26 protein-coding genes are annotated in these 23,481 nt (G+C 73.9%); 12 read left to right on the top strand and 14 right to left on the bottom strand.

Annotation, left to right across the window (positions count from 1 at the left end; genetic code table 11):
- Nucleotides 1–52 precede the first annotated feature (52 nt).
- Nucleotides 53–1,015: a helix-turn-helix domain-containing protein gene (locus tag EDF18_RS14115; protein ID WP_133738830.1), complete on the bottom strand. Its 963-nt coding sequence runs from the start codon at nucleotides 1,013–1,015 to the stop codon at nucleotides 53–55.
- Between the two features lie 118 nt (nucleotides 1,016–1,133).
- Here EDF18_RS14115 and EDF18_RS14110 point away from each other — a divergent pair, with 118 nt between their 5' ends.
- Nucleotides 1,134–1,625 carry a glutathione peroxidase gene (locus EDF18_RS14110; RefSeq protein WP_123548466.1) on the top strand — a complete coding sequence of 164 codons (492 nt, stop codon included), beginning with the start codon at nucleotides 1,134–1,136 and terminating at the stop codon, nucleotides 1,623–1,625.
- A 64-nt stretch (nucleotides 1,626–1,689) separates the two neighbouring features.
- On the opposite strand, the gene EDF18_RS14105 is transcribed toward EDF18_RS14110, so the two are convergent.
- The 5 genes from EDF18_RS14105 to EDF18_RS14085 form a co-directional block, all read right to left on the bottom strand.
- Entirely contained in the window at nucleotides 1,690–2,511 is an 822-nt protein-coding gene (locus EDF18_RS14105) for a glycosyltransferase family 2 protein (protein WP_123548465.1), read from the bottom strand.
- Nucleotides 2,508–3,998 (bottom strand): bifunctional PIG-L family deacetylase/class I SAM-dependent methyltransferase, encoded by a 1,491-nt coding sequence (locus EDF18_RS14100; protein WP_123548464.1) that lies wholly within the window; start codon nucleotides 3,996–3,998, stop codon nucleotides 2,508–2,510. Before EDF18_RS14100 ends, EDF18_RS14105 begins: the two co-directional genes overlap by 4 nt.
- Nucleotides 3,992–5,305 carry an acyl-CoA dehydrogenase gene (locus EDF18_RS14095; protein ID WP_123548463.1) on the bottom strand — a complete coding sequence of 438 codons (1,314 nt, stop codon included), beginning with the start codon at nucleotides 5,303–5,305 and terminating at the stop codon, nucleotides 3,992–3,994. The genes EDF18_RS14100 and EDF18_RS14095 overlap by 7 nt, the downstream gene beginning before the upstream one ends.
- Nucleotides 5,306–5,396: 91 nt before the next feature.
- Nucleotides 5,397–6,110 (bottom strand): GAF and ANTAR domain-containing protein, encoded by a 714-nt coding sequence (locus tag EDF18_RS14090; protein ID WP_123548592.1) that lies wholly within the window; start codon nucleotides 6,108–6,110, stop codon nucleotides 5,397–5,399.
- Nucleotides 6,107–6,808 carry an ANTAR domain-containing protein gene (locus tag EDF18_RS14085; RefSeq protein WP_158614693.1) on the bottom strand — a complete coding sequence of 234 codons (702 nt, stop codon included), beginning with the start codon at nucleotides 6,806–6,808 and terminating at the stop codon, nucleotides 6,107–6,109. The genes EDF18_RS14090 and EDF18_RS14085 overlap by 4 nt, the downstream gene beginning before the upstream one ends.
- Before the next feature lie 140 nt (nucleotides 6,809–6,948).
- Between EDF18_RS14085 and EDF18_RS14080 the strand changes: the two genes are divergently transcribed.
- Nucleotides 6,949–7,215 carry a hypothetical protein gene (locus EDF18_RS14080; protein WP_148050102.1) on the top strand — a complete coding sequence of 89 codons (267 nt, stop codon included), beginning with the start codon at nucleotides 6,949–6,951 and terminating at the stop codon, nucleotides 7,213–7,215.
- A 50-nt stretch (nucleotides 7,216–7,265) separates the two neighbouring features.
- Here the strand turns inward: EDF18_RS14080 and EDF18_RS14075 are convergent, their stop codons facing one another.
- On the bottom strand, nucleotides 7,266–8,219 hold the full coding sequence (locus tag EDF18_RS14075) for a hypothetical protein (protein ID WP_148050101.1): 954 nt from the start codon (nucleotides 8,217–8,219) through the stop codon (nucleotides 7,266–7,268).
- Nucleotides 8,220–8,310: 91 nt separating this feature from the next.
- On the bottom strand, nucleotides 8,311–8,841 hold the full coding sequence (locus EDF18_RS14070) for an Lrp/AsnC family transcriptional regulator (RefSeq protein WP_369878380.1): 531 nt from the start codon (nucleotides 8,839–8,841) through the stop codon (nucleotides 8,311–8,313).
- 122 nt (nucleotides 8,842–8,963) lie between these two features.
- On the opposite strand from EDF18_RS14070, the gene ald reads away from it, so the two are divergent.
- Nucleotides 8,964–10,076: an alanine dehydrogenase gene (gene ald, locus EDF18_RS14065; RefSeq protein ID WP_123548458.1), complete on the top strand. Its 1,113-nt coding sequence runs from the start codon at nucleotides 8,964–8,966 to the stop codon at nucleotides 10,074–10,076.
- Nucleotides 10,077–10,314: 238 nt separating this feature from the next.
- Nucleotides 10,315–10,587, top strand: coding sequence for a hypothetical protein (locus EDF18_RS14060; protein ID WP_123548591.1), 273 nt, complete (start codon nucleotides 10,315–10,317; stop codon nucleotides 10,585–10,587).
- Between the two features lie 133 nt (nucleotides 10,588–10,720).
- Here the strand turns inward: EDF18_RS14060 and EDF18_RS14055 are convergent, their stop codons facing one another.
- Nucleotides 10,721–11,152, bottom strand: a complete 432-nt coding sequence (locus tag EDF18_RS14055) for a PLDc N-terminal domain-containing protein (protein WP_233569180.1) — start codon at nucleotides 11,150–11,152, stop codon at nucleotides 10,721–10,723.
- Between the two features lie 539 nt (nucleotides 11,153–11,691).
- On the opposite strand from EDF18_RS14055, the gene EDF18_RS14050 reads away from it, so the two are divergent.
- Nucleotides 11,692–12,324: a TetR/AcrR family transcriptional regulator gene (locus tag EDF18_RS14050; protein WP_123548457.1), complete on the top strand. Its 633-nt coding sequence runs from the start codon at nucleotides 11,692–11,694 to the stop codon at nucleotides 12,322–12,324.
- Nucleotides 12,325–12,432: 108 nt separating this feature from the next.
- On the opposite strand, the gene EDF18_RS14045 is transcribed toward EDF18_RS14050, so the two are convergent.
- Both EDF18_RS14045 and EDF18_RS14040 read right to left on the bottom strand, forming a co-directional pair.
- Nucleotides 12,433–13,953, bottom strand: a complete 1,521-nt coding sequence (locus EDF18_RS14045; RefSeq protein ID WP_158614692.1) for an SLC13 family permease — start codon at nucleotides 13,951–13,953, stop codon at nucleotides 12,433–12,435.
- A gap of 107 nt (nucleotides 13,954–14,060) precedes the next feature.
- Entirely contained in the window at nucleotides 14,061–15,437 is a 1,377-nt protein-coding gene (locus EDF18_RS14040) for a homoserine dehydrogenase (RefSeq protein WP_233569179.1), read from the bottom strand.
- A 178-nt stretch (nucleotides 15,438–15,615) separates the two neighbouring features.
- Here EDF18_RS14040 and otnK point away from each other — a divergent pair, with 178 nt between their 5' ends.
- The 6 genes from otnK to EDF18_RS14015 all read left to right on the top strand — a co-directional run bounded on the left by otnK (nucleotide 15,616) and on the right by EDF18_RS14015 (nucleotide 21,396).
- Nucleotides 15,616–16,899 (top strand): 3-oxo-tetronate kinase, encoded by a 1,284-nt coding sequence (gene otnK, locus EDF18_RS14035; protein WP_123548455.1) that lies wholly within the window; start codon nucleotides 15,616–15,618, stop codon nucleotides 16,897–16,899.
- Complete coding sequence (locus tag EDF18_RS14030; protein WP_123548454.1) at nucleotides 16,896–17,693, top strand: class II aldolase/adducin family protein; 798 nt, start codon at nucleotides 16,896–16,898, stop codon at nucleotides 17,691–17,693. The genes otnK and EDF18_RS14030 overlap by 4 nt, the downstream gene beginning before the upstream one ends.
- Nucleotides 17,694–17,703: 10 nt before the next feature.
- Entirely contained in the window at nucleotides 17,704–18,483 is a 780-nt protein-coding gene (locus EDF18_RS14025; protein WP_233569178.1) for a DeoR/GlpR family DNA-binding transcription regulator, read from the top strand.
- 42 nt (nucleotides 18,484–18,525) lie between these two features.
- Nucleotides 18,526–18,696, top strand: coding sequence for a hypothetical protein (locus EDF18_RS16400; RefSeq protein WP_158614691.1), 171 nt, complete (start codon nucleotides 18,526–18,528; stop codon nucleotides 18,694–18,696).
- A gap of 72 nt (nucleotides 18,697–18,768) precedes the next feature.
- Nucleotides 18,769–20,109 (top strand): Na+/H+ antiporter NhaA, encoded by a 1,341-nt coding sequence (gene nhaA, locus EDF18_RS14020; protein ID WP_123548452.1) that lies wholly within the window; start codon nucleotides 18,769–18,771, stop codon nucleotides 20,107–20,109.
- Nucleotides 20,110–20,190: 81 nt separating this feature from the next.
- Nucleotides 20,191–21,396, top strand: a complete 1,206-nt coding sequence (locus tag EDF18_RS14015; RefSeq protein WP_123548451.1) for a multidrug effflux MFS transporter — start codon at nucleotides 20,191–20,193, stop codon at nucleotides 21,394–21,396.
- 19 nt (nucleotides 21,397–21,415) lie between these two features.
- Here the strand turns inward: EDF18_RS14015 and EDF18_RS16395 are convergent, their stop codons facing one another.
- Complete coding sequence (locus tag EDF18_RS16395) at nucleotides 21,416–21,586, bottom strand: hypothetical protein (RefSeq protein WP_158614690.1); 171 nt, start codon at nucleotides 21,584–21,586, stop codon at nucleotides 21,416–21,418.
- A 220-nt stretch (nucleotides 21,587–21,806) separates the two neighbouring features.
- Here EDF18_RS16395 and EDF18_RS14005 point away from each other — a divergent pair, with 220 nt between their 5' ends.
- Nucleotides 21,807–22,622, top strand: coding sequence for a ZIP family metal transporter (locus EDF18_RS14005; protein ID WP_123548449.1), 816 nt, complete (start codon nucleotides 21,807–21,809; stop codon nucleotides 22,620–22,622).
- Here EDF18_RS14005 and EDF18_RS14000 read toward each other — a convergent pair.
- Together EDF18_RS14000 and EDF18_RS13995 are read right to left on the bottom strand one after the other, a co-directional pair.
- The gene (locus tag EDF18_RS14000; RefSeq protein WP_123548448.1) at nucleotides 22,619–22,972 is read right to left on the bottom strand and encodes an ATP-dependent DNA ligase; all 354 of its coding nucleotides are present in this window, start codon (nucleotides 22,970–22,972) and stop codon (nucleotides 22,619–22,621) included. The genes EDF18_RS14005 and EDF18_RS14000 overlap by 4 nt on opposite strands.
- Nucleotides 22,973–23,146: 174 nt before the next feature.
- Nucleotides 23,147–23,395, bottom strand: coding sequence for a hypothetical protein (locus tag EDF18_RS13995; RefSeq protein ID WP_123548447.1), 249 nt, complete (start codon nucleotides 23,393–23,395; stop codon nucleotides 23,147–23,149).
- Between the last annotated feature and the right edge of the window lie 86 nt (nucleotides 23,396–23,481).

The raw sequence follows: 23,481 nt of genomic DNA, 5'->3' as shown, positions 1-23,481 counted from the left end.
GAGCGTCCCACGGTACGCGCCCGCGCCTCCTGCGACCCGGGGTGCAGGCCGGTCAGGTGCGGTTCAGCGTCTCGCGCGGGTACTCGTCGAAGCGCTGCACGTAGGAGGCGGAGAAGCGCCCCAGGTGAGCGAACGCCCACCGCTTGGCCACCTCGGCGACGGTCACCGTCTCCGGCGATCCCTCGACGAGCTCCTCCCGCACGCGGTCGAGCCGCACGGCGCGCAGGTACTCGGAGGGCGTCGTGTCGAGGTGCCGGCTGAAGGCCTGCTGCAGCCCGCGAGGGGTGAGCCCGGCGTGCTTCGCGACGCCGCTCGGGGTGATCGGCTCGTGGGCGCGCCCGTGCACGTACTCGACCGCCTGGCGGAGGGACACGTTCCGGGGGGCCAGCACCTCGTCCGGCAGGCGACGGGAGGTGTGCGGGAACGTGTCGAGCAGGACCCTCGCCGCGTAGCGCGCCGTCTCGGCCCGCACCGCGTCGTCGGACGAGTCGTCGAGGTAGGTCTGGGCGATCCGGCGCAGGGCGGAGTTGAAGCGAGCCCGGCCCTCGTCGTCGATCACGGCCGTGTGGTCGAAGCGCACGGAGCCGGGGTAGGCGTCCTCCCGCTCGGACGCGACCTCGTCGAGGACCCGGTCGGAGAGGTGCAGGAGGTTCTGCTCGACGTCGGTCACGCGGAACGAGAAGGGCCGACCCCAGGGGAACGGCATGGGCTGGCCGATCTCGGGCGTGACCTCGTCGCGGCCGATGTCCATGTGGGCCGAGCCGCGGCCGATCCACTGGACGATGCGCTCGCCACGCGGCTGGATGGTGCCGGTGACCTCGCCCGAGAAGTGCGTCGTGCGGAGGGTCAGCTCGCCGTCGCCGCGCGTCGTGTGACGCCAGTGGAACGGGTCGCGGGTCTCGACGAACCGCAGGCCGCCCACCTCGCCGTAGCCCGAGCCGAAGAACCGCTCCGCCCCGGCCAGGTCGTCGCCGTGCGCCTCGACGAGGACTCTGCGTCGGGGGTCGTCGGACATCTCCCTGATCCTTGCGGGCCCCGCGGGCCGGGGACAAGTCGCGAGGGGGGATTGACTCAGGAGGCGCGACGTGCTGTGTCGCAGGTGGCTCACCCCCCGGACGAGTAGCGTCGCGCCCATGAGCGACCTCGACGACATCGACCTGACCACCCTCCGCGGCGAGCACACCCGCTTCGGGGCCTTCACCGACAAGGTGGTGCTCGTCGTCAACGTGGCGTCGCGCTGCGGACTCGCACCGCAGTACGAGAAGCTCGAGCAGCTGCAGAAGACCTACGGCGAGCGCGGCTTCACCGTCGTCGGGTTCCCGAGCAACCAGTTCCTGCAGGAGCTCGGCTCGTCCGAGGCCATCGACGAGTACTGCTCGGCGACCTGGGGCGTGACGTTCCCCATGATGGAGAAGGTCCGCGTCAACGGCCGCTCGGAGCACCCCCTCTACACGGAGCTCAAGAAGACGGCCGACGCCGACGGCAAGGCCGGCAAGGTCAAGTGGAACTTCGAGAAGTTCGTCGTCACGCCCTCGGGCGACGTGCACCGGTTCCGGCCGACGACCGAGCCGGACGACCCCGCGATCGTCGGCGTGATCGAGGCGGCGCTGCCGCAGCAGGCCTAGGCGACGAGAAAGGGACGAGATGACGCGGGGCCCCGCGGCTCCTCGTCCCGTAGCGGCGGGGGCGCTACGCGAGCAGGTCGTTCGCGAGGTAGCCGGCGTAGCCGCCGCGGGTGCGGCCGACCTGGCGGCCCGACGTGAGCACCTCGCCGGCCTCCGACGCGACGACGACCGCCCCGGCGGCACGGGCGCGGGCGACGAGCTCGACGTCCTCGTGCAGGTCGAGCTCGCCGAAGCCGCCGGCCGCCTCGTAGACCGTCGCGCGCAGGCCGAGGTTGGCGCCGTGAACGTGCCCGTTCGGCCGCCCGGGGGTGTGCCGCGACAGCCAGGCCGCGACCTGGGCGTCCGACAGGTCGGCGAAGTCCGGGCGCACCGTGCCCACGACGACGTCCGCGCCCTCGCGGTCGGCGAGGTCGAGCTGCGAGGTCAGCCACGCGGGCGGGACGGCCGAGTCGGCGTCCGTGGCGGCCAGCCAGACGGCGTCGGCGGCGACGCCGTGCTCCGCGAGACGGGCGAAGGCGACCCGGGCTCCCTCGGAGCGGGCGGCCCCGACGGAGCGGAGGCGGGTCTCGACCACCGTCACGTCGGGCACGGCGGCCGCGATCGCGGCCGTGTCGTCCGAGCAGTCGTCGGCCACGACGACGGTGACGACCCGCACCTCCTCGTCTCGGCCCTGCCCTGCCGCCCCGGGACCACCGGCTGCGGCACGACCGGCCAGCAGGAGGCGCGCCTCGCGGATCGAGGCGAGGCACCGCGCGATCAGCTCGGCCTCGTCGCGTGCGGGGACGACGACCGCGACGCCGGAGATGCGCGGCGGGGTCGTGGGCGAGCGAGTCGCGGCCGGCGTCACGGGCTGCGCGGGCTGCGAGATGGCGGGCCGCGCGCTCATCGGAGGCCCGTCCTGCTCGCGACCGATCGGGGGTCACGCGAGAAGACGTCGAGGAGGAAGTCCTCCTCGACGTGGCCGACGACGCGCGTCAGGCCCGCGTCGCGGGCCCAGGCGGCGAGCGCTTCGTGCACCTCGTCGCCGCCCTGCGCGAAGTCGTCGGCACCGTGCCGCCAGTGGCAGGCGACGAGCGAGCCGCCCGGCGCGAGCACGCGGTCGACGTCGACGAGCAGCGCTCCGAGCGCCTCGGGAGACAGGTAGTAGCCGACCTCGCCGAGCACGACGAGGTCGAGCGCGTGGTCGCCCCGGGGCAGTCCGGCCGAGACGTCGGCGACCTCCACGCGCACGTGCGGCTGGGCGGCCAAGCGCTCGCGGGCCCGCCCGACGGCGACCGACGAGACGTCGACGGCGAGCACGGAGTCCGCACGCAGGGCGAGCTGCTCGGTGACGACGCCGATCGAGCAGCCGATCTCGAGCACCCGGCCGAGGCGCTCGTCGGGCAGGGAGGCGAGCACGAGGGCGCGCTTGCGGCGCTCGTACCAGCGCGTCGTGACTCCCCAGGGGTCGTCTCGGCGCGCGTGCGTCGCGTCGAACGACGGCGCGAGCGTGTCGGCGGGCACGGAAGCGGGCGCGGGCTCGGGCGCGGGCGCCTCGACGAAGACCTCCGCGCCGCCGACGAAGTGCTCGACGAAGTCGGGCCGCAGCACGGCCTCGTCGCCGGGCCGGTCGCTCAGCGGCAGCACCTGCGAGGAGTACCGGGCGAGCGCCCGCTGCTTCGCGAGGCCCACCTCCTCGTCGCCGTCGACGCGCACGAACGCGTCCCACGGCACGTCGGGGTGGTCGGGCCCGCCCCAGTGCCACATCCAGATCGGGTACTCGAGGAGGCGGGCGTCCGGCAGCGCGGACCCGTCGCCTCCCACGAGCTCCGCCGCGACCTCGCCGAGCACCCGGTGGTCGCGGTGGCCGTCGCCCCGCCACGGGGCGAGGACGAGGACGGGCCGGCGCTCCGCGAGCAGGTCGGCGAGCTGGCGGCGGACGACGTCGCGGGCCTCGCGGAGACCGCCGTCGGCGACGCCGAGGGCGACCAGCTCGATCGGCGCGCCCAGGCCCGCGGGGTCGACGAGCTCGTCGAGCGCGGCGCGGGCCTCGGCCAGGCGCAGTTCGCGGAGCGACCCGGCCGGTGTCGACGTCGAGCGCGGGTGCGACGCCGCCCCGTCGGTGACGACGACGACCGTCACGGCGCGTCCCTGCCGCACGAGCTGCGCGATCAGGGATCCGGCGCCCAGGGTCTCGTCGTCGGGGTGCGCGGCGAGCACGACCACCGGACCGGAGGCGTCGACCAGGTCGAACGCGCCGGGCGCGTCCGGCTCGGCGACGGCGGGCACGATCGCGGGGTCGAGCGGGCGCGGAGCCGGCAGGGTCGCCCAGCGCGGGTCGGAGCGCCAGGTCGCCACGGAGGTGCCGGGCTCGCGGGCGTCGAAGCTCACCACGGGGCGATCCCCGCGGTGCCCGTGCTGCCCGTGCGGGCGCCGACGACGGTTCCGCCGACGTCGACGGCTCGTCGAGGTGACGCTCCGAGGGCGTCCGGCGCCGCGGGACCCCCGGGGAGCGTCACATCGTCGGCCGCAGGCACGGCGGCGGCAGCAGACGCAGCCGCAGACGCAGACGCAGCCGCAGCCGCAGCCGCGACGGCAGCGTCGCGCACGGCGCCGCCGAGCGACGCGTCGTCCTTCGACGCGTGCCGCTGCCGCAGGTACAGCTCGAGGTCGGCCACGCGCTTGGCGTGCTCCGGGTCGGAGGCGAGCGGCGCCGGGCCGAGCGCTCCGCCGACGGCGGCGAGCACGTCCTCGGCCGCGTGGGCGACGGTCGCGCGCGTCCTCTTCGCCAGGAGCCGCGCCTCCTGCCCGACCGCTCGGCCGGAGTCGACGGCGACGGCCGCCTCCTCCAGTGCGCGACGTGCGTCGCCGAGGCGTTCGTCGACGACGCCGAGCGCCCGGAGCAGCCACGGGTCGGGGTCGCGGGCGACCGCGGACCTCAGCAGGGTACCGGCCACGCCGACCGCGCCGCCGTACCAGCAGGCGGCGACGGCGATGCCGCCCCACTCGAAGCCGGGGCGGCGGAGGTACCAGCCAGGCTCACCGACGGGTGTCGCCGGCACGGACGCGAACGTCACGGGCCCCGACGGGATCTCGACCAGGCCGCGCGCGTGCCAGGCGCCGGGCACGACCTCGACGCCGGGCTGGCGGAGGTCGACGGCGAACAAGCGGCGCTCGTCGCCGACCCAGGCGGTGACGAGCGCGCCGTCGAGCACGCCCGCGAGCGAGCACCACGGCTTGGTGCCGGTGAGCGTCCAGGAGGTACGGTCGTCTCCCGCACCTGCGGCGATCACCGAGCCGGCGGTCGCCGCGGGCTCGGCGGTGGCCGAGCCGGCGGTCGCTGCGGGCTCCGCCACGAGCTTCGCGCCCGGGCCCTCGGCCGCGAAGACGCCCCAGGTGAACCGGTCCGCCGAGGAGGCGCGGGTCGGCAGCACGACCGTGCCCGCCTCCCGCGCCTGGTCGAGGATCGCGGTCGCGTCGAGGTGCGGCTCGACCGCCCGCGCCGCTCCGACGTCGTGGGCCGCGAGGGTCGCGAGGGCCAGCCACAGGTCGGCGGTCGAGCCGGCCCCGGGAACGGGTGCCGCGCCTCCTCGACGGGTCAGGTCGGCGGCGAGCCCGAGGGAGCCGGCCACCGAGCGCGGCAGGCGAGCGCGGACGACAGCCGTGGCCGACCGGGGGTCGACCTCGTGGGAGAGGAACATCCGTCGAATCTACGGCGCTGCCGCCGTGCTCGTTCACGGAGGAGGGGCCCGCGGCTGCTCCGTTCGCCCTGCGACCGAGTTCCGGGCAGCGCTAGAGCGTCAGGCGGCGCTCGACGAGCTGCACGGCGACCTCGACCAGCTTGAGCCGCCGACTGCGGGCGTGCTGACGGATGAGCACGAACGCCTCGTCCGTGCTCACGCCGCGCACGTGCGCGACGACGCCCTTGGCCTGCTCGATCACGACGCGGGTGTCGAGCGCGCCCTGCAGCTGCTCCTGCACGACCGCGCTCTCGCGCAGCGTGCGTTCCTGCAGGATCCCGATCGTCGCGACGTCGGCGAGCGCCTGCCCGACCCTCACGTCGCGCTCGTTGAGGGCGCCCACGGAGGTGCGCAGCAGGTTGAGGGTGCCGATGACCGTCCCTCGGAGACGGAGCGGCACGGCGTGCACCGATCGGAAGCCCTGCTCACGGGCGACGGCGGCGAACTCCGGCCAGCGCCCCTGGTCGACGGCGACGTCGGGCAGCGAGACGGGCTCCGCCGTGGTGAAGCACGTCCAGCACGGGCCGGAGCGAGCGTCCAGCTGCATCGTCTCGACGAGGGTGCTCGCCTCGCTCGTCGACGCGACCACGTCGAGGTCGCCGTCCTCGTCGGCGAGCAGGATGCCCGCCTCCTGGACGTCCAGGACGGACCGGCAGGTCTCGACGAGCGTCTGCAGCAGCTCGATGACGTCGAACCCGGCGACGAGGCTGTCGGCCAGGGTGGCGAAGGCGTCGACGAGGACGGCCTCGCGGCCCGCCTCGCTCACCACTCCTGCTCCCGCTCGTCGGGGCAGGGGTCGTCCGGGGCGGCGGCGAAGCTCACGCGTCCCTCGAGGACGGCGTCGGCGATGTCGGTCATCGACACGCCCTCGGCGAAGGCGCGGCCCTGGAGCAGCAGCTCGGCGTCCTCCACCGAGACGTCGGCCTGGGCGAGCACCATGCCGGTCGCCTGGTGGACGCGACGGCGGGAGTACTTGTCGACCCGCACCTCCTCGGCCTGGTCGTCGGCCACGTCGCGCACGGCACGGCGCAGGAGGTGACGGCTGACGTCGTCGGCCAGCGCGGAGGCGCGGCGCGCGCTCGCGTCGGGGAGCTCGCCCGGACGGTCGCACCACAGGTCCATCGCACCGAGGGCGAGCGGGCCGAGCAGGAGCGGGAACGCGAAGAGGGCCTCGACGCCCTCGTGGTCGAGCAGGGCACGCGAGAAGGCCGGCCAGGAGCGCCGCGGGGCGAGCCGGAGGCTGCCCTCGAGCACGGGACGCCTCTCGGCGACGGCGTCCCAGCAGGGCCCCTCGCCGAGGTCGAACTGGAGCTCGTCCAGTCGCGCCGCCGTCGGGTCGCTCGCCGACACCGTCTCGGTGCGGAGCAGCTCGCCCATCGTCGACACGGAGACGCCGGTCACGGGCAGGGACGCGAGCAGGCTGCCGGCCAGGTCCGTGTCGTCCACGCGAGTGAGGTCGTCCATGGATGTGAGGTTACCCGGCCCCCTGGCGCGGGAGCGCACGTCGTGCGACGCTTGTCGGAAACGTGGGAGACCCCTGGACCTCGGGCCCGACGCGATCGTGCCGCCCTTCCCTCGGCGGCCAGCGACGAGACGAGAGAACCATGGCATCCACCTTCCTGGCCGTCGGCCGCCACGAGTACCGCCTGGCGGCGGACGCCGACGTGTCCGCCCTCAAGGGGCGGGTGCTCGACGCCGTCGTGACGGGCGCCTCGTTCGTGGACGTCCCGACGGCCGACCGGGGCGTCCTCGCGGTGCTCGTGCGCCCGGGCGACCACGTGGCCGTCGGGACGATCGACGACGTCGAGCTCGACCCCGACGCGTGGTCCGACCTCGTCATCGCGGTCGACCTGGAGGACTGGGCGCGCTAGTCGGCCTGGCGAGCCGGCCGCGAGCTGCCGGGTGCACGACCGCCCGTCGCTCAGAGCAGGACGGTGCTGCTGCGGAAAGACCCCGGCGACGTCCCGACCTGCCACACGACCGTCAGGCCGCGGGGTGCCCCGTCGGTCGAGGCCGAGCCCACGGGGATCGTGAACTCGCGGCCCGAGCCGGCCGAGACGGGCTCGTCCACGGGGGTCTCCACCCCGTCGACGAACGCGAACAGGCCGTTCGGGTACCCGACCGTCGAGGGACCGGTCGCGTCCGCCGAGGCCGGCGACGCGAACGAGAGGGAGGCGGGCGCCGAGTCGTCGAAGGGGGCGGCACCCGCGTCCGCGGTCGCGGCGACGTCCTCGGCGCCGACGGCCGGGTTCGTCCACTCGTAGACCGAGTCGCCGGTCGAGGGCACGCCGGCGTCGTCGATGCGGAGGCCCGCCGACGACTCGCGGACGATCCACGCGTCGGCCTCGGCCTCGGTCGTCGCGCTGACGACGGTGACGACGTCCTCGAAGGCCTTCGTCTCCTCGAAGGTCGCCGCGGCGAGCTGCCCGGCCGCCTCCGGAGTGACGGTTCCGTCCCGTCCGAACAGCGAGGCGAACTGCTGCTCGGACGGGTAGAAGGCCTGCGCCTCGGGCGTGAGCAGGGCCCAGGCGGCGGCCGCGTCGCCGGCCGCGGCCGCGTCGAGGTACTCGCGGACGAGCTCGACCGCGGGCGAGGCGGCAGAGGTCGCCGACGCGGAGGGGACGGGGTCGGGGGCGGAGGTGACCGTCACCGTCGGCGTCGTCCCCTCGGCCTCCGCGGAGGTGCAGCCGGCCGTGACCCCGAGCACCGCGACGGCGAGTGCGGCGCCGGTCAGGGTCGCGCGGGCCGACGGCGTACGGGACCGGCGCGTGCGGGGTGACGGCGTGCTGGATGACGGGGCGCTGGGTGACGGGGTGCTGGCGAGGGTCGCGCGGGCTGGGGTCCGGTTCGTGAGAGCTGCTCGTGTCGATCGCATGAGGCGGACGGTAGGCGAGGCGGACGGAGGCCGACCGCGACTCCCAGGGGACCGTGAGCCGCGCCTCCTCGTCCACCGCGCCCACGCCGCCTCAGCGGAAGGACGCCGCGACCCCGTTGCGGTGGTAGTCGAACACGATGCTCGTGCGGGTCGAGGCGACCGACGGCTGGGCGGAGAGGTGGTCGACCACGAAGGTGCGGATCTCGCTCGAGTCGGCCACGGCGATGTGCACGATGAAGTCGTCGTGCCCGCCGAGGAAGAACACCTGCAGCACCTGCGGCAGGCTCCGCACGGCCTCCGAGAAGGCGGTGATGGCGGCCTGCCGCGACCCCGGCCGCAGGGTCACGCCGACGATCGCCTGCAGCGGCAGCCCGAGGCTCCGCTGGTCGATGCTCGTCAGGAACCCCGTCACCACCCCGCGGTCGATCAGCGAGCGCAGCCGCACGTGCGCCGTCGAGGGCGCGACGCCCACCGCCGCGGCGAGCGCGGCGTTCGAGATGCGCGCGTCCGTCCCGAGCACGTCGAGGAGGCGCAGGTCGAGCTCGTCGAGCGGGCCGGGGGCACGAAGATCGTTCGGCCTTGCACTCACGGGGACGTCTTCTCTCGGGTCGGATGCAGCCACGGGGGCATCTTCGCAGAAGATGCTTCGGTCGAAACAGGTCCGAAACGAACGATCGCCACGATCGGGTCACACTGGATGAGCAGGGTCGCGACGAGGCGCTCCTGACGAAGATCGGAGCAACCGTGCGCGTCGGAGTCCCCACCGAGATCAAGAACAACGAGAACCGGGTGGCCCTCACGCCCGCCGGGGCCGACGCCCTGGTGCGCCGGGGCCACGAGGTGCTCGTGCAGGCGGGCGCGGGGCTCGGCTCGCGCATCCACGACGAGGACTTCGCCGCCGTCGGCGCGACGATCGTCGCGACCGCCGACGAGGTCTGGGCCGCCGCCGACCTGCTGCTCAAGGTCAAGGAGCCGATCGCGTCCGAGCACCGCCACCTGCGCGCCGACCAGGTCGTCTTCACCTACCTGCACCTCGCCGCCGACCGGCCCCTGACGGAGGCGCTGGTCGCCTCGGGCACGACCGCGATCGCCTACGAGACGGTGCAGCTGCCCGACCGCTCGCTGCCGCTGCTGCAGCCGATGAGCGAGGTGGCAGGGCGCCTGTCGATCACGGTCGGGGCGTACCACCTGATGCGCGCCTCCGGCGGTCGCGGCACCCTGCTCGGCGGCGTGCCCGGCACGCCGGCCGCGAAGGTCGTCGTGATCGGCGGCGGGGTCGCCGGCGAGCACGCGGCCGCGAACGCCCTCGGCCTGGGCGCGGACGTGACCGTGGTCGACCTGTCGCTGCCGCGCCTCCGTGCGCTCGAGTCGCGCTTCGACGGCCGGGTCGCCACGCGGCACTCGTCGCCGTTCGAGATCGCCGCACAGGTGCGCGAGGCCGACCTCGTGATCGGCTCCGTGCTGATCCCGGGGGCGGCGGCGCCGAAGCTCGTCACCGACGAGATGGTCGCGACGATGAAGCCGGGCGCCGTGCTCGTCGACATCGCGATCGACCAGGGCGGCTGCTTCGAGGGGTCGCGGCCGACCACCCACGATGACCCCACCTTCGCCGTGCACGACACGGTCTACTACTGCGTCGCGAACATGCCGGGCGCCGTGCCCGAGACGTCGACGCGCGCCCTGACCAACGCGACGCTGCCGTACGTGGTGGCGGTGGCCGACCAGGGCTGGGAGGCGGCCACGGCGGCGGACCCGGCCCTCGCCGCCGGGCTCAACGTCGTCGCCGGCGCGGTCGTCGCGCCGGGCGTCGCCGCCGCGCTCGGGATGCCGCTCGGGGCGCTGCCCGCGCGGGCCTGACTCTGCCGCCCCGAGTGTGAGCCACGCCTCGAACCGCGTTCCGAACCATGAACCGCGAAATAACTCGGTTCATGGTTCGGAACGCGGTTCTTCAGGGGCTGAGGCCGGCGTCGAGGAGGGCAGGGGCGAGCGTCCAGGAGGCGGGACCGACGACACGCCGGAGCGGTTGCGCGAGCCGATCCGGCCTGCCTACACTCGCCTCCTGTTCGAACACGTGTTCGAGAGAGAGGCGGCCCCGATGAACATCTCCACGACCCGATCGGCCGTCGCGCTCTGGTTCGTCGACGGCACGCCCGACCGGCTCGTGCACGACGGCACCCGGTGGCGCGTGACGGACACCCCGACCGAGATGTGGCACGAGCCGGCCTTCGTGCCCGCGCTCATCACGCACCCACCACAGCAGTTCGTGGGGTGGCGGTTCCAGGCCACCGACGGCGTCGGCACGACGCACATGTTCGAGGTGCTCCGCGACGGCGCGGGGCAGTGGGTGCTCGGCCGCGTGTACGACTGAGGCCCGATCACGGTCGAGCGCGTCGCCCGGTCCGGCTGCGTCGCGGATCGAGCCCCTCGCCTGATCAGGCCGCGTCGCGGGTCGACCCGCGAGTCGGGCCGCCGACTGAGCTGCGGGCAGACCGCGTCCGGGGTCACTCGAGGCGCTTGCGCTTCTCCACCTCGACCTCGAGGGCGCGCAGGCGGGCCTGCTGCTCGTGGAACTCGATCTCGCGGTCGAGGTCGGCGAGCTGCTCCTCGGTCGTCTTCTGGCGCGGGGCGGCCGGCTGCGACGACCACGAGGAGGCGCGACGCGAGCCCCCGAAGCCGACCCGCTCCGATCGGCGCGGGTCCCCGAACGAGACGTTCTCGGACGACCTCCCCCCGAACGACCCCGCCGCACGGGCGGCGCTCCAGTCGTGGCCGACGATGAACCACAGGGCGCTGCCGAGCAGCGGCACGAACACGACGAGCAGCACCCAGACGAGCTTGGGCAGCCCGCGCACCTGCGAGTCGTCGCGCGACACGATGTCGACGAGGGCGATCAGGCTGACGGCGAACATCGCCACGGTGAAGAGGACGTACACGGTCGGGAGCCTAGCGAGCGCCCCGACCTCGACGCGAGGGGCAGGTGCACCCAGCCCGGGGGTGACCGTCGGGGCGCGCCAGCCTCCCCACAGCATGTGGATAAGCGTGTGGAAAATGTGTGTCGAGAGCGACTCTTTCGGGGGATAACCGAGGAAAGCTGTGGACTACTGTGTGGAAATTACACGGCTGTAACTCAGCTACTTGCCTCTGATCAGGTCTTTAGCGACGCTGTCGCTTGTGGATAAGTGAACAGGTGCAGCGCCTCCTTCATCCACAGCAGGGCCGTGCGCGCGCAACGGGCAGGCGAGACGACCTCGCCACGGGCCGTGCACCGGGCAGCCCGCGCGAGGGACGGGACCGAGCGCGCGGGGCGGCGGCTCGTTCGGGCGGGCCTCGCTCGACGCGCACTCGGTCGTTCCTGGTGTCTCGGGTCCACCAGGCAGGACGATCCTAGCGCCTGGATACCCGTGAGTATGCAAGGAATCCCGGCCCTGCGCGCCGCAGACGACAGCCGTCGCCCGGACGTTAGGGTGACGACATGTCCACGACCGGGAGCGCCCCCACCAAGCGCCCTCCGCGCGCCGAGGTGCGCGAGCGCCTGATCGAGGCGGCGAGCCGGCTCTTCGCGCGCCACGGCGTCCACGCGACGACCCTCGACGACGTGGCCAAGGCGGCCGGGTTCAGCAAGGGCGCGGTCTACTCGAACTTCGACTCGAAGGCCGACCTCGTCGTGACCCTGCTGCGCCGCGAGACGGACGGCGCGCTCCGGGCCCTGCACGAGATGCGCGTGCCCGGCACCGACCTGCCCGACCTGCCCGCCGCGATCCGTGCAGCGTTCGCCCCCTACGGCGCGGGCACGGCCGACGACTTCAGCCTGATGTCCGAGCTCCGCTCGCAGGCGCTCGCCGAGCCGCGCGTCATGGAGGTCTTCGTCGAGCAGCGCCGGGCCGTGCTCGACACGCTGCGCGGCCTCGTCGACCAGGTGTTCCAGGGACGCACGCCCGACGCGACCGGGCTCTCCTCCGACCAGCTGGCGCGCCTCCTCATCACGATCTCGGTCGGCTCCGCCTTCGACGCGCCCGCCACCGGCGACGTCGCGCCCGGCGACCTGATGGGCGACGTCGTCGCGGCGCTGCTGCGTCCGCTGAGGGACGCTCCCCCCGCGGCCTGACCCGCGCCTCCTCCCCGAGGGGAGGTGCCGACGTGAGAGCGACGAACCTCCGCGGGACATCACGGAGGTTCGTCGCTCTCGGGTCGGTTCAGCGCCGCCCGCGCCGGGCTAGGCCCAGAGGAAGGGCACCACGAACAGCAGCAGCGTCACGACCGGCCCGATGACCACCATCGACAGTCCCCAGAACATGAGGTGGCGGTAGAGGCGCGGCCGCTCCTCCTCGACGCCCGAGGCGACGATGGTCGCGCCCGTCGTGCCGAACGGCGCACAGTCGACCAGCGACGCAGAGATGGCCAGCGCGTAGATGAAGCCGGTCATCTCGAGGCCTCCGCCGGGGATCAGCAGGGGCACGGCGAGCGGGATGAGCGCGCCGAGGATGCCGATCGTCGACGCGAAGGCCGACACGAGCCCGGCGATCACGCAGATCACGAGGGCGGCGAGCAGCGGGGAGTCGACCGAGCGGGCGGCCTCGCCGAGCTGGTCGATGGCGCCGAGGCGGGTCAGGACGCCGACGTAGGTGATGATCCCGCCGAGCAGCAGGATGGTGCCCCAGTCGATGCGGCCGAGCGCCTGGCGGCCCACGTCGGGGTTCACGAAGGCGAGCAGCACGGCGATCGTCAGCGCCACGGCGCCGAGGTTCAGGTCGACGTCGAGCAGCGTGATCGTGAAGAAGCCGACGATCAGCACCGGGATCGAGACGAGCACGAGCAGCTGGTAGCCGCTCAGCTTCTCGGCGGGGGCGTCGTCGAGCGAGACGGCACCGGTCGAGGAGGCGGCGGTCGCGGTGGCCGTCGAGGTCGCGGAGGCGGTCGTGGCCGAGGAGGCGGCGCCCGCCTGGGCGCGGTCCGCACCGGTGGCGGCGGCGCCGACGGCGCCCTCGCTCGTGGCGACGGTCGTCGCGAGGCCGGAGCCGCCGATCCCGGGGCCGCCGGCGCGGCGACGCGACGAGCCAGGACCCGAGCCCGAGCCGGAGCCGGAGCCGGAACGACCCGAGCCCGCGGCGGCGGCGGGCCCCGCGGCGCGCGTCCGGGCGATCAGCTCGCGCCCGCCGAACAGGAAGAAGGCGACGAGCACGACGAGCGTGTTGATGCCGATCGACAGCCCGAACATCAGCGCAGGGTTGTAGGGGATCCCCGCGGTGCGGGCCACGGTCATCACGGTGATGCCGTTGATGCTCGTCGGGGCGAGCGCGCCGCCGACGATGGCCGAGCTCATGACGATGCCCATCATCGTCGAGTGGATCTTGTGCTTGTGCGCGAGGCTCATCGCGATGGGGACGATCGTGAACGCGGCGTGCGAGGTGCCGAGGCAGGCGACGAGCGTGCCGATGACGAACATCGCCCACGGGATGAGCGCGACGCGATCGCCGATCAGGCGCACCGAGCGGTCGACCAGCCAGTCGATGGTGCCGGTGACCCGCGCGATGCCGAACAGGTACGTGATGCCGAGCAGGATGAGCAGGGCGTCGACGGGGAACCCGCCGAGCACGTCGTCGAGGCTCTCGCCGACGACGAGCACGCCCACCACGAGGGCGGCGACGAGCGCGAGCGCGCCCATGTGGACGTTGCGCACGGCCGAGATCGTGAAGACGGCGACCAGGACGATCAGCGCGATGATCTCGACGCTCACGAGGTCACCTCGATCGGGGCGGGGGCGGGCGGTGTCGGGCTGAGGGGCATCGTCGTCGATCTCCTGTGCGAGGGGTGGGGGTGATGAGGAAGGGAAGGAGGAGCGGGTCAGGCCCCGAGGGCCAGGCCCGTCCGGTACGCGGCCAGCGCGGCGGCGGGCACGTCGGCGAGGTCGTCGAGGCGCACGAGCTCGCCCGGGGCGACGTCGGCCACGAGCCGCGCGCCGCTGAGCAGGTAGTACGGCGCGACGCCGTGGTCGTCGGGATCGACGATGACGGGTGCGACGCCGGCGATCTCGTGGTGGTGCCCCTCGACGCGGAAAGTCGTGCCCGCGGCGAGCGCCGAGCTCGACCGTGCGGCCAGCACCGTGTGCTGCCGGGGCTCGGCGACGGACGACCCGCCGTCGACGGCTGCCGCGATGGTCAGCGGGGTCTCGACGCCCATGAAGTGGTACGGCCAGTAGATGCAGGCGTACCGGCCGTCGCGGCTGACGACGTGGCCCTTGCCGCGCAGGGTCTCCCACGTGACGGGGTCGCCCGTCCGGACGACGACGAAGACGCCGCCGGCGAAGCTGGCCTCGCCGGGCAGGCGGAGCATCGAGAACACGTCGACGCTGCCGGTGCGGCCGATCAGGCCGCCGTCCTCGCGGGTGGCATAGAGGTCGGCGAGCTCGTGCGGCCGGGCGACGGGGTAGTGCATGCCCTCGACGTCGGCGTGCGCGCCGGTGTAGAGCGACACCACGGTCATCTCGCAGTGGTCGGCCGCGGCGCTGCGCTCGAGCGAGGCGACCTGGGCGGCCCGCGCCTCCACCGTCTCGAGGGGGCGGTCGCCGAGCTCGAGCAGGTCGGTGAGCCCGGGGGCGTCGACGGTCGTGCCGGCCTGGTCGACGACGCCGGTGGCCGGGTCGAAGGCGAGGTCGTACTCGCTCGACTTGCCGAGGGCGACGATGTCGAAGCCGCAGTCGAGCACCCACGCGACGAGGCGCAGCAGGTTCGCGGGCTGGTCGCCGTCGCCGGGCAGGTAGCGGAGGCCGGCGGCGCGGGCCTTGGCGCTGAGGGCGACGCCGGCGACGGACTCGATCTCCTTGCTGACCATGACGACGTGCACGCCGTGGTCGAGGGCCGTGTCGGCGTATCCGTGGCCGGCCTCGATGCGCCCGGTGGCCTCGACGAGCACGTCGGCGGCGCTCCAGTCGACGGCGGCGCCGTCGGCGATCACGGCGACCTGGCCGGCGGCGAGCGCCGCGGTCGTCTCGGCGACGGTGGAGGGGGTCGCGACGCGGTCGGCGGGGACGCCGAGCTCGTCGAGCATCCGCGTGGTGCCGGCGACGTCGGGGTCGACGAGCTGGGTCGCGACCATGTCGTCGAGCCGGCGCAGCTGGTCGAGCAGGGTGCGGCCGTACCCGCCGTTCGCTCCGGTGAGGAGGACGCGGACCGGGGTCTCGCGGGCCTGGGTCGCGCGGCGCGACGTCGAGTGGAGGATCACCGTTGTTCCCGTTCGTTCGAGGTGGCCTGTCGTCCGAGAGGGATCGGTCGGCCGGGGCTTCGTGGGCAACCGTAGCCTGACTTCACAGATTGTCAAAGATCGCACCAAATAGTCACATATGCTGAGATGGCTCCGTCGCGTCCGACGACGGACTACTCGTCTCCACCGGAAGGTCTCCATGCTCACAGGTGCCGTCGCCGACGACTTCACAGGAGCCACCGATCTCGCCGCCGCCCTGCACTCGCGCGGGCTGCGGGCCGCCGTCGTGATCGGCGACCGGCCCGTCCCCGACGAGCAGGTGGCCGGGCTCGACGCCGTCGTCGTCGCCCTCAAGTCGCGCACCGCCCCCGTCGAGGAGGCGGTGCGCGCGTCCCTGGGGGCCGCCGACCGCCTCCTCGGCTGGGGTGCCGACCGTTTCTGGCTCAAGTACTGCTCGACCTTCGACTCGACCGACGAGGGCAACATCGGGCCGGTGCTCGACGCGCTCCGCGAGCGCCTCGGCACCGACCGCAGCGTCGTCGTGCCCGCGTTCCCGGGCACCGGCCGCACCGTGCGCGACGGCTCGCTGTGGGTCGGCGACGACCTGCTCGAGGACTCGTCCATGCGGCACCACCCGCTCACGCCCATGACGCGGTCGCGGCTGCGCGACCTGCTCTCGCCGCAGACGCCCGCCACGGTCACCGAGATCGGGCTCGACGTGGTGCGCCGCGGGGCCGACGCGCTGCGGGATGCGCTCGACGCCGCCCCCGCGGGCTACCTCGTCGTCGACGCCGTCGAGGACAGCGACCTGAGGGCCATCGCGCAGGCGACGGCCGGGCACCGGCTCGTGAGCGGCGGGGCCGGCCTCGCGCTCGGGCTCGACCCGATCACGCCGGGCGCAGCGGGCGCAGCCGACACCGCCGGCGCCCCGTTCCCCTCCTTCTCGCGTCGCCGCCTCGTCGTGTGCGGCTCGGCCTCGACCACCACGCAGGCGCAGGTCGCGGCCGCGGCCGCCGCCGGGCACCCGACCCGCAAGGTCGACATCGCGCAGGCGCTCGCCGACCCCGAGGCCGAGACCGCCTCGCTGGCCGAGTGGGTGCGCGGACTCGACGACGCCTCCGTGCCGGTCGTGTACTCGGTCGGCCAGCCGTCGGACGTCGTGCCCGCGGGGGCACTGCCCGCAGGAGGCGCGGGCGCCGTCGTCAGCGCCTCGGAGGTCGTCGAGACGGTCCTGTCGGGCCTCGTGCTCGACCTCGTCGCCGACGGCACGGTCGACCAGGTCGTCGTCGCGGGCGGCGAGACGAGCGGCGCCGTGGTCGGCTCCCTCGGCGTCGGCCTGCTCACGATCGGGCCCCTGCTCGCCCCCGGCGTCTGCTGGAGCGCGGCCACCACCGACGACGGCCGGGAGGTGGCGCTCGTCCTCAAGAGCGGCAACTTCGGCGCGGTCGACCTCTTCTCGAGCGCCTGGGAGGCGCTGGCATGAGCGGCGCCGACGCACGGACGGCGACGCGGGCTGCGGAGCCCGGGCGCCTCGAGAGCGCGGCGGAGCACGCGTCGGCAGGCCGCCTCCTCGTGGCCGCCGGTCGCGCCCTCGTCGCAGCCGGGCTGAGCCCCGGCAGCTCGGGCAACGTCAGCGTCCGCAACGGCGACCGCCTGCTGATGACCGGCACCGGCACGCAGCTCGGCGACCTCGCGCCGGACGACCTGTCGGTGCTCGACCTGGCGGGCGCGCACCTCGGCGGCCCGGCGCCGTCGAAGGAGGTGGCGCTGCACCTGGCCATGTACGCCAAGGACCCTGCCCACACCGCCGTCGTCCACGTGCACTCCCCGTCGGCGGTCGCCCTGTCGTGCCTCGAGCCGTGGTCGGCCCACAGCGCCGTCCCGCCCTTGACGCCGTACGCGCTGATGCGGGTCGGCCAGGTGCCGCTGCTGCCGTTCGTCGCCCCCGGCGACCCGGCCATGGGCGCGCTCGTCGGCGACAGCCCGCTGCCGTTCCGGGCCGCGCTGCTGTCGAACCACGGCGCCGTCGTCAGCGGCGAGGACCTCGACCGGGCCGTGCAGAGCACGATCGAGCTCGAGGAGGCGTGCCGCATCGCCCTGCTCACCCAGGGCGCCGCCCGCCGCCTGATCGCGCCGGACCAGGTCCGCGCCATCACGGCCGCGTGGGGGATGCCCTGGACCGGTCCCGCGGACGAGGGCGGCGCCTCCTCGGCTGCGGTCTCGCCCGCCTCCTCGGCCCCTGTCCCGCCCGCCGCCGGCGAGGGCCGCGACAACTAGGCTGGCGCGCGTGTCGACCCCCCTCATCCCCGAGCAGCGCCGCGAGTCGATCGTCGAGCACCTGCAGCGCGAGCGGGTGCTGAGCTACCGGCAGCTGACCGAGCTGCTCGGCGTCAGCCAGATGACGGTGCGCCGCGACGTCGCCGCCCTCGAGGACGCCGGCCGAGTCAGCGCGACCGCCGGCGGCGCGAAGCTCGCCTCGCGCCTGGTCGAGGAGCCGAGCCGAGCCGTCAAGCAGGAGGCGGACGTCGCCGAGAAGGAGGCGATCGCCCGCGAGGCGGCCGCCCTCGTGCACGACCACATGACCGTCTACCTCGACGCGGGCACCACGGTGCAGGCGATGCGCCGGCACCTCGACGACGTCTCCGACCTGACCGTCGTGACGAACGACCTCGCGACCGTGCAGGCGTTCCTCGACCACCCCACGGCCGACCTGATCTGCGTCGGCGGACGCGTCGACCGGGCCAACCAGTCGACGATGGGACGCCTCACCGGCGTCGCCCTCGCCGAGCTGTCGCTCGACCTCGCGTTCGTCTCGTCGAGCTCGTGGGACCTCAGCCACGGCGTCACCACCCCCGTCGAGGCGAAGATCGAGGCCAAGCGGGCGGCCCTCGCGGTCGCGGAGCGGACCGTGCTCGTCGCCGCCAGCTCGAAGTACGGGCGCTTCGGCCGGTACCGCGCGCTGCGGCTCGACGAGCTCGACGGCGTGATCACGGACGACGCCCTCGGCGACGAGGCCGCCGCGGCGCTGCGCGACGCCGGCGTCGACCTGCGCCTCGCCGCCCGCTGACCCTCCCCGGTCGGCATCTGCAGGCACGGGTACCATCGGGACGTGACCAGCCACCCGACCGCCCGCAGCACGCGCCGCCAGCGCGCGGCACGGCAGGCGTTCCCGAAGCGGCTCGTCCTGACGAAGCGCACGTGCGGCACCAACGGCTGGATGAGCCTCTGGGGCAGCAACGCCCACGGCGAGATCGCGGGATGTCCGCCGCCCACGGCGTGACCACGCCCGGGTCGTCAACGACCCGGGCGCACTCCCGTGCCCGCCGTTCCGCGACCCCCTCTGAGAGCAACCGTGTCCCCTGACGTCCCCGACGCCTCCTCGTCCGCCCCCGTCCCGTCGGGCCAGGCGCCGTCCACGCCGGCAGCCACGCCTGCGCCGCCCGCGCACGCCCCCGGCCCGCTCGGCCGCGGCGCCCGCCTCGCCCGCTTCGTGAGCCGCGACACGACGGGCGGCCTGCTGCTGCTCGGCGCGACCGTGCTCGCGCTGGTGCTCGCGAACACCCCCGCCGCCGACTGGTACGGCGCCGTCCGCGACACGACGATCGGCCCGGCCGCGCTGCACCTCGACCTCAGCATCGGAGCCTGGGCCGCCGACGGGCTGCTCGCGATCTTCTTCTTCGTCGTCGGCCTCGAGCTGAAGCAGGAGTTCGTGGCGGGCTCGCTCCGCGACCCACGCGCGGCGGCCCTGCCCATCGCCGCGGCGTTCGGCGGCGTCGCCCTGCCCGCCGTGATCTACACGCTCGTCAACCTCGACGCGGGCGGCGACGCCCTGCAGGGGTGGGCCATCCCCGCCGCGACGGACATCGCGTTCGCCGTCGCGGTCATCGCGGTCGTCGGCAAGCGCCTCCCGCCGGCGCTCCGCACGTTCCTGCTCACCCTCGCCGTCGTCGACGACCTGCTCGCGATCTCGATCATCGCCGTCTTCTACACGTCGGGCATCCTGTTCCTCCCGCTGCTGGCGGCGCTCGTCCCGCTCGCCCTCTTCGCGCTGCTCGTCCGCCGCGGCGTCCGCTCGTGGTGGCTGCTCATCCCGCTCGGCGTCGTCGCGTGGGCGCTGGTCCACGCGTCGGGCATCCACGCCACCATCGCGGGCGTCGTCCTCGGGCTGCTCGTCCCGGCGATCGCGACCCGCCGCGCGGGCGTCGACCACACGGGCCCGGACGGCCACGTCGAACGGCACCCGCTGACCCACCACTTCGCCGAGCGCTGGAGCCCGATCTCGTCGGGGGTCGCCGTGCCGATCTTCGCCTTCTTCTCGGCCGGGGTGACAGTCGGCGGCTTCGCCGGTCTCCGTGAGGCGCTGACCGACAGCGTCGCCCTGGGCATCATCCTCGCCCTGGTGCTCGGCAAGTCGATCGGCATCACGCTGTCGTCGCTGCTCGTGACGCGCCTCCCCGGCATCCGGCTCGACCCGAGCCTGCGCTGGCCCGACATCGTCGGCCTCTCGTTCGTCGCGGGCATCGGGTTCACGGTGTCGCTGCTCGTCGGGGAGCTCGCGTTCGGCACCGGCAGCGAGCAGGACGACGTCGTCAAGGTCGGCGTGCTCGTCGGGTCGCTGGTCTCGGCCCTGATCGGCGCCGCGGTCCTCACCGTGCGCGTCCGCCAGCGCGCCCGTACCGACGCCGAGCGCTAGCGGCCCCGCTCGCCCGTGCCCCGGCGACGAGCACCCCGCAGGAGGCGCGGGCCGGGACGATGAACGACTAGCGTCGGGCAGGTGGACGACGACGACACGACCCCCGCCTCTTCGTGGACCTGTCGACGGTCGTCGATCACCCTGCTCGCCCTCGTGGTCGGCATCTCGCCGTTCGCGACCGACATGTACGTCCCGGCGCTGCCGGCCATCGCTCGCGACCTCGGGACCACGACAGCCGTCGCGCAGCTCAGCCTGACCGCGTTCCTCGTCAGCTTCGCGCTGGGCCAGTTCGTGATCGGCCCGCTGAGCGACGGCATCGGCCGACGCCGGGTGCTGCTGATCGGCACCGCGGTCTTCACCGTCGCCTCCCTCGCCTGTGCCCTGGCGCCCGACGCGACGACGCTGATCGTCGCGCGCGTGCTGCAGGGACTCGGCGGCGCGGCGGGCAGCATCGCGGGGCGGGCGATGGTCGGCGACTCCACGACGGGCACGCGCCGCAGCCGACTCTTCGCCTCCCTGGCGGTCGTGAACTCGCTCGGACCGGTCGTCGCGCCCCTGGTCGGCGGAGTCGTGCTGACGGTCGCCGCCTGGCGCTCGCTCTTCGTGGTGCTCGCCGTCTTCGGCCTGCTGCTCACGCTGCTGTCGGCCGCGCGGTTCCCCGAGACGCTGCCCGCCGCCTCCCGATCGGGCGCCTCCCTCGGTGCCGCGGGTCGCCGGATGGGTGAGCTGCTGCAGATCCCGCGGTTCCGCTGGTACCTCGTCACGGGCTGTGCCGCGACGATCGGCTTCTTCTCGTACATCTCGACGTCGTCGTTCGTGTTCCAGGAGCAGTACGGCTTCAGCGAGCTCGGCTACACCCTCGTCTTCGCCTCGAACGCGTCGTGCATGATCCTGTCGACGCTGCTCTTCCGGCGGCTGGTGGGGCGCTTCGCCGAGGACTCCCTCTACACGGCAGGCCTCGTCACCTGCACCGCCGGGTCGGCGCTCGTGCTGGTGGGCGCGGCGACCGGCGTCGGTCCCCTGCTGGTCTGGCCGGCGCTCGCGCTCGTCACGGCGGGCTGGGGCTTCGTCATCCCCGGGTCGATCACGCTGACGCAGGCGCTCGGGCACCGCTGGCCCGGCTCGGCAGCCGCGCTGCAGGGCGGGCTGCAGTTCGGGCTCGGCGGGCTCGCGACTCCGCTCGCAGGCGCCCTCGGCGGGACCGCACTCGTGATGGGCGGGCTCATGACGGCCTTCGTCGGCGTCGGGCTCGCGGTGCAGCTCGCGGTGCGGACGCCCCGGGGCTGACCACCCCCGGGCCGAGCGCTCAGACGGCGGCGGCCCTCGCGGTCCGACCAGCGTCGAAGAAGTCCGCGTAGCAGGGCTCCGGCGGCCGGGCCGACCGCATGGGCGGCAGCACCGTGACCGGGCGACGGCGCTTGGGGTACGCGCCGATCGAGGCAGGGTGCACGCGGGGATCCGAGATGTAGAGGCTCATCGTGTCGTCCTTCCTGTGAGGCGGAGGGGGACGGGCGGCCGAGGCCGTGTCGAGCACGAGGACCGCCCTGTCTGCTCCTCTTGAATCTAGGGAGGGCGACGCGAGACCGTCAGGGGCTTGCGCCCCGAACGAGGGGTGCGCTACGGCCGCGACAGGAAGCGCGAACGGGGTACAGGCGGCTGGCGACCCACCATGCCCGAGGCGGAGTACACCGGATCCCGTGACCTCACCGCTCCTCCTCGCCGGCCTCGCCGGCCTGCTGTCCGGCCTCTCGCTCGTCGTGGGCTCGCTCGTCGCCTGGTTCGTGAAGGTGCCCCGCGAGCTGGTCGCCCTCGTGATGGCGTTCGGCGCCGGCGTCCTGATCTCGGCCCTCGCCTTCGACCTCGTCGACGAGGCGACCAGCAGCGGCGGCTTCGTGCCGACGATCTCCGGCTTCGTCGTCGGGGCGGTCGTCTACGTCGTGCTCGACCAGCTGCTCGAGCACGGCGGTCTCCGTCTGAAGCGGCACCGTCGTCGCCACGACCGGAGCGAGCCCGCGGACGACGCCGCGAGCGACAGCCGCGGAGGTCGTGGCCACGGCGGGAAGGCCGCAGCAGCGAGCGGCGGCACGGGTCTCGGCATCGCGCTCGGCGCCCTGCTCGACGGCGTGCCCGAGACTGCCGTGCAGGGCGTCAGCCTCACGGGCGGCGGATCGCTGAGCGTCGCGGTGCTCGTCGCCGTCGTCATCTCGAACTTCCCGGAGGGGATGTCGAGCACCGCCGACCTCAAGGAGTCAGGACGCGGCGCAGGGTACGTGTTCGGGCTCTGGTCGGGCATCGCTGTGGTCTGCGCGCTGTCGGCGGTCGGTGGGTACGCGCTCCTGGGCGGCGTGCCGGAGGGGGCTCAGTCGTTCGTCATGGCGTTCGCGGCAGGGGCGATCCTCGCGATGATCTGCGACACCATGATCCCGGAGGCGTTCCGGAAGGCGCAGACGCTGACCGGGCTGGTGACCGTGCTCGGCTTCGTCGCCAGCTACGCGGTGCACCAGGTCGGCTAGGCGCCCCTGGCCGTCCGCTCGTGCTGCCCGCCCGCGTGCACGGCACCACTGTCGATCGGCTCGGGCAGCATCTGCAGGCCGGTGCCGCTGTTCGCGGCGTTCGAGAGGACCGTCAGCCAGGCCTGGTTGACGACGGGAGGGCGGCTCCCCTCGAACTTGAAGCGGAGGCTGACCGTGGGGTAGATCCAGATCGTGCTGCGACCGTCTCCCGCCGAGGCGGGCTCCTTCCACGAGAAGGCGAAGCTCTCCTGGCGCCGGAGCTTGTTGATGACCACGATCTGCAGGTGCGCGAGGGTGCGGTCGTCCATGTGGATCTCTGCGGTGTTGCCGTCGTAGATCAGGTAGCCCACGGGGTGTCCTCTCGGTGGCGGTGGTTCCCTGCCGAGGCGACGTCCCAGAAGCGTCGACCATGGAGCACCAGTCGGTTCGGCCACGCAGGGATCATGACCCCCACGGCAGTCGGCTGGGGGCCATGATCCCACGACGGGACCGGTGTCGTACAGCCTCGGCCAGGGCTGGCCGGATCAGCCCTGGGCTGCTAGGCGGGGCGCCGACTCGCTCGCCGCGGGTGCGGCACGCTCGAGGATCCGCACGGCCTCGGCCGAGCTGACCACCCAGCTGAGCGTGGCCGTGACGGTCGCCGTCGACTGCTCGCTGATCTCGTTGTCCAGGAAGTTGACGGACACCTTGCTGATCGTCTCGCTCTGCACGGGCACGGTCTTGAGCGCGTCGACGATCGCGCGGTCGTCGTAGGGGAGGTTGGAGATCGCCATGATGTCGGGTCCGATCGGTCTGGTCGCTCGTGGTCGTGGTCGTGGTCGCGTCGCTGCTCGCCCTCGTCGGCGTCGTCGTGGACTTC

It is taken from the genome of Frigoribacterium sp. PhB107, from assembly GCF_003751515.1.
Lineage (GTDB): Bacteria > Actinomycetota > Actinomycetes > Actinomycetales > Microbacteriaceae > Frigoribacterium.
The sequence above is the reverse complement of the archived record's forward strand: the minus strand, read 5'-3'. Positions and strand labels throughout refer to the sequence as shown.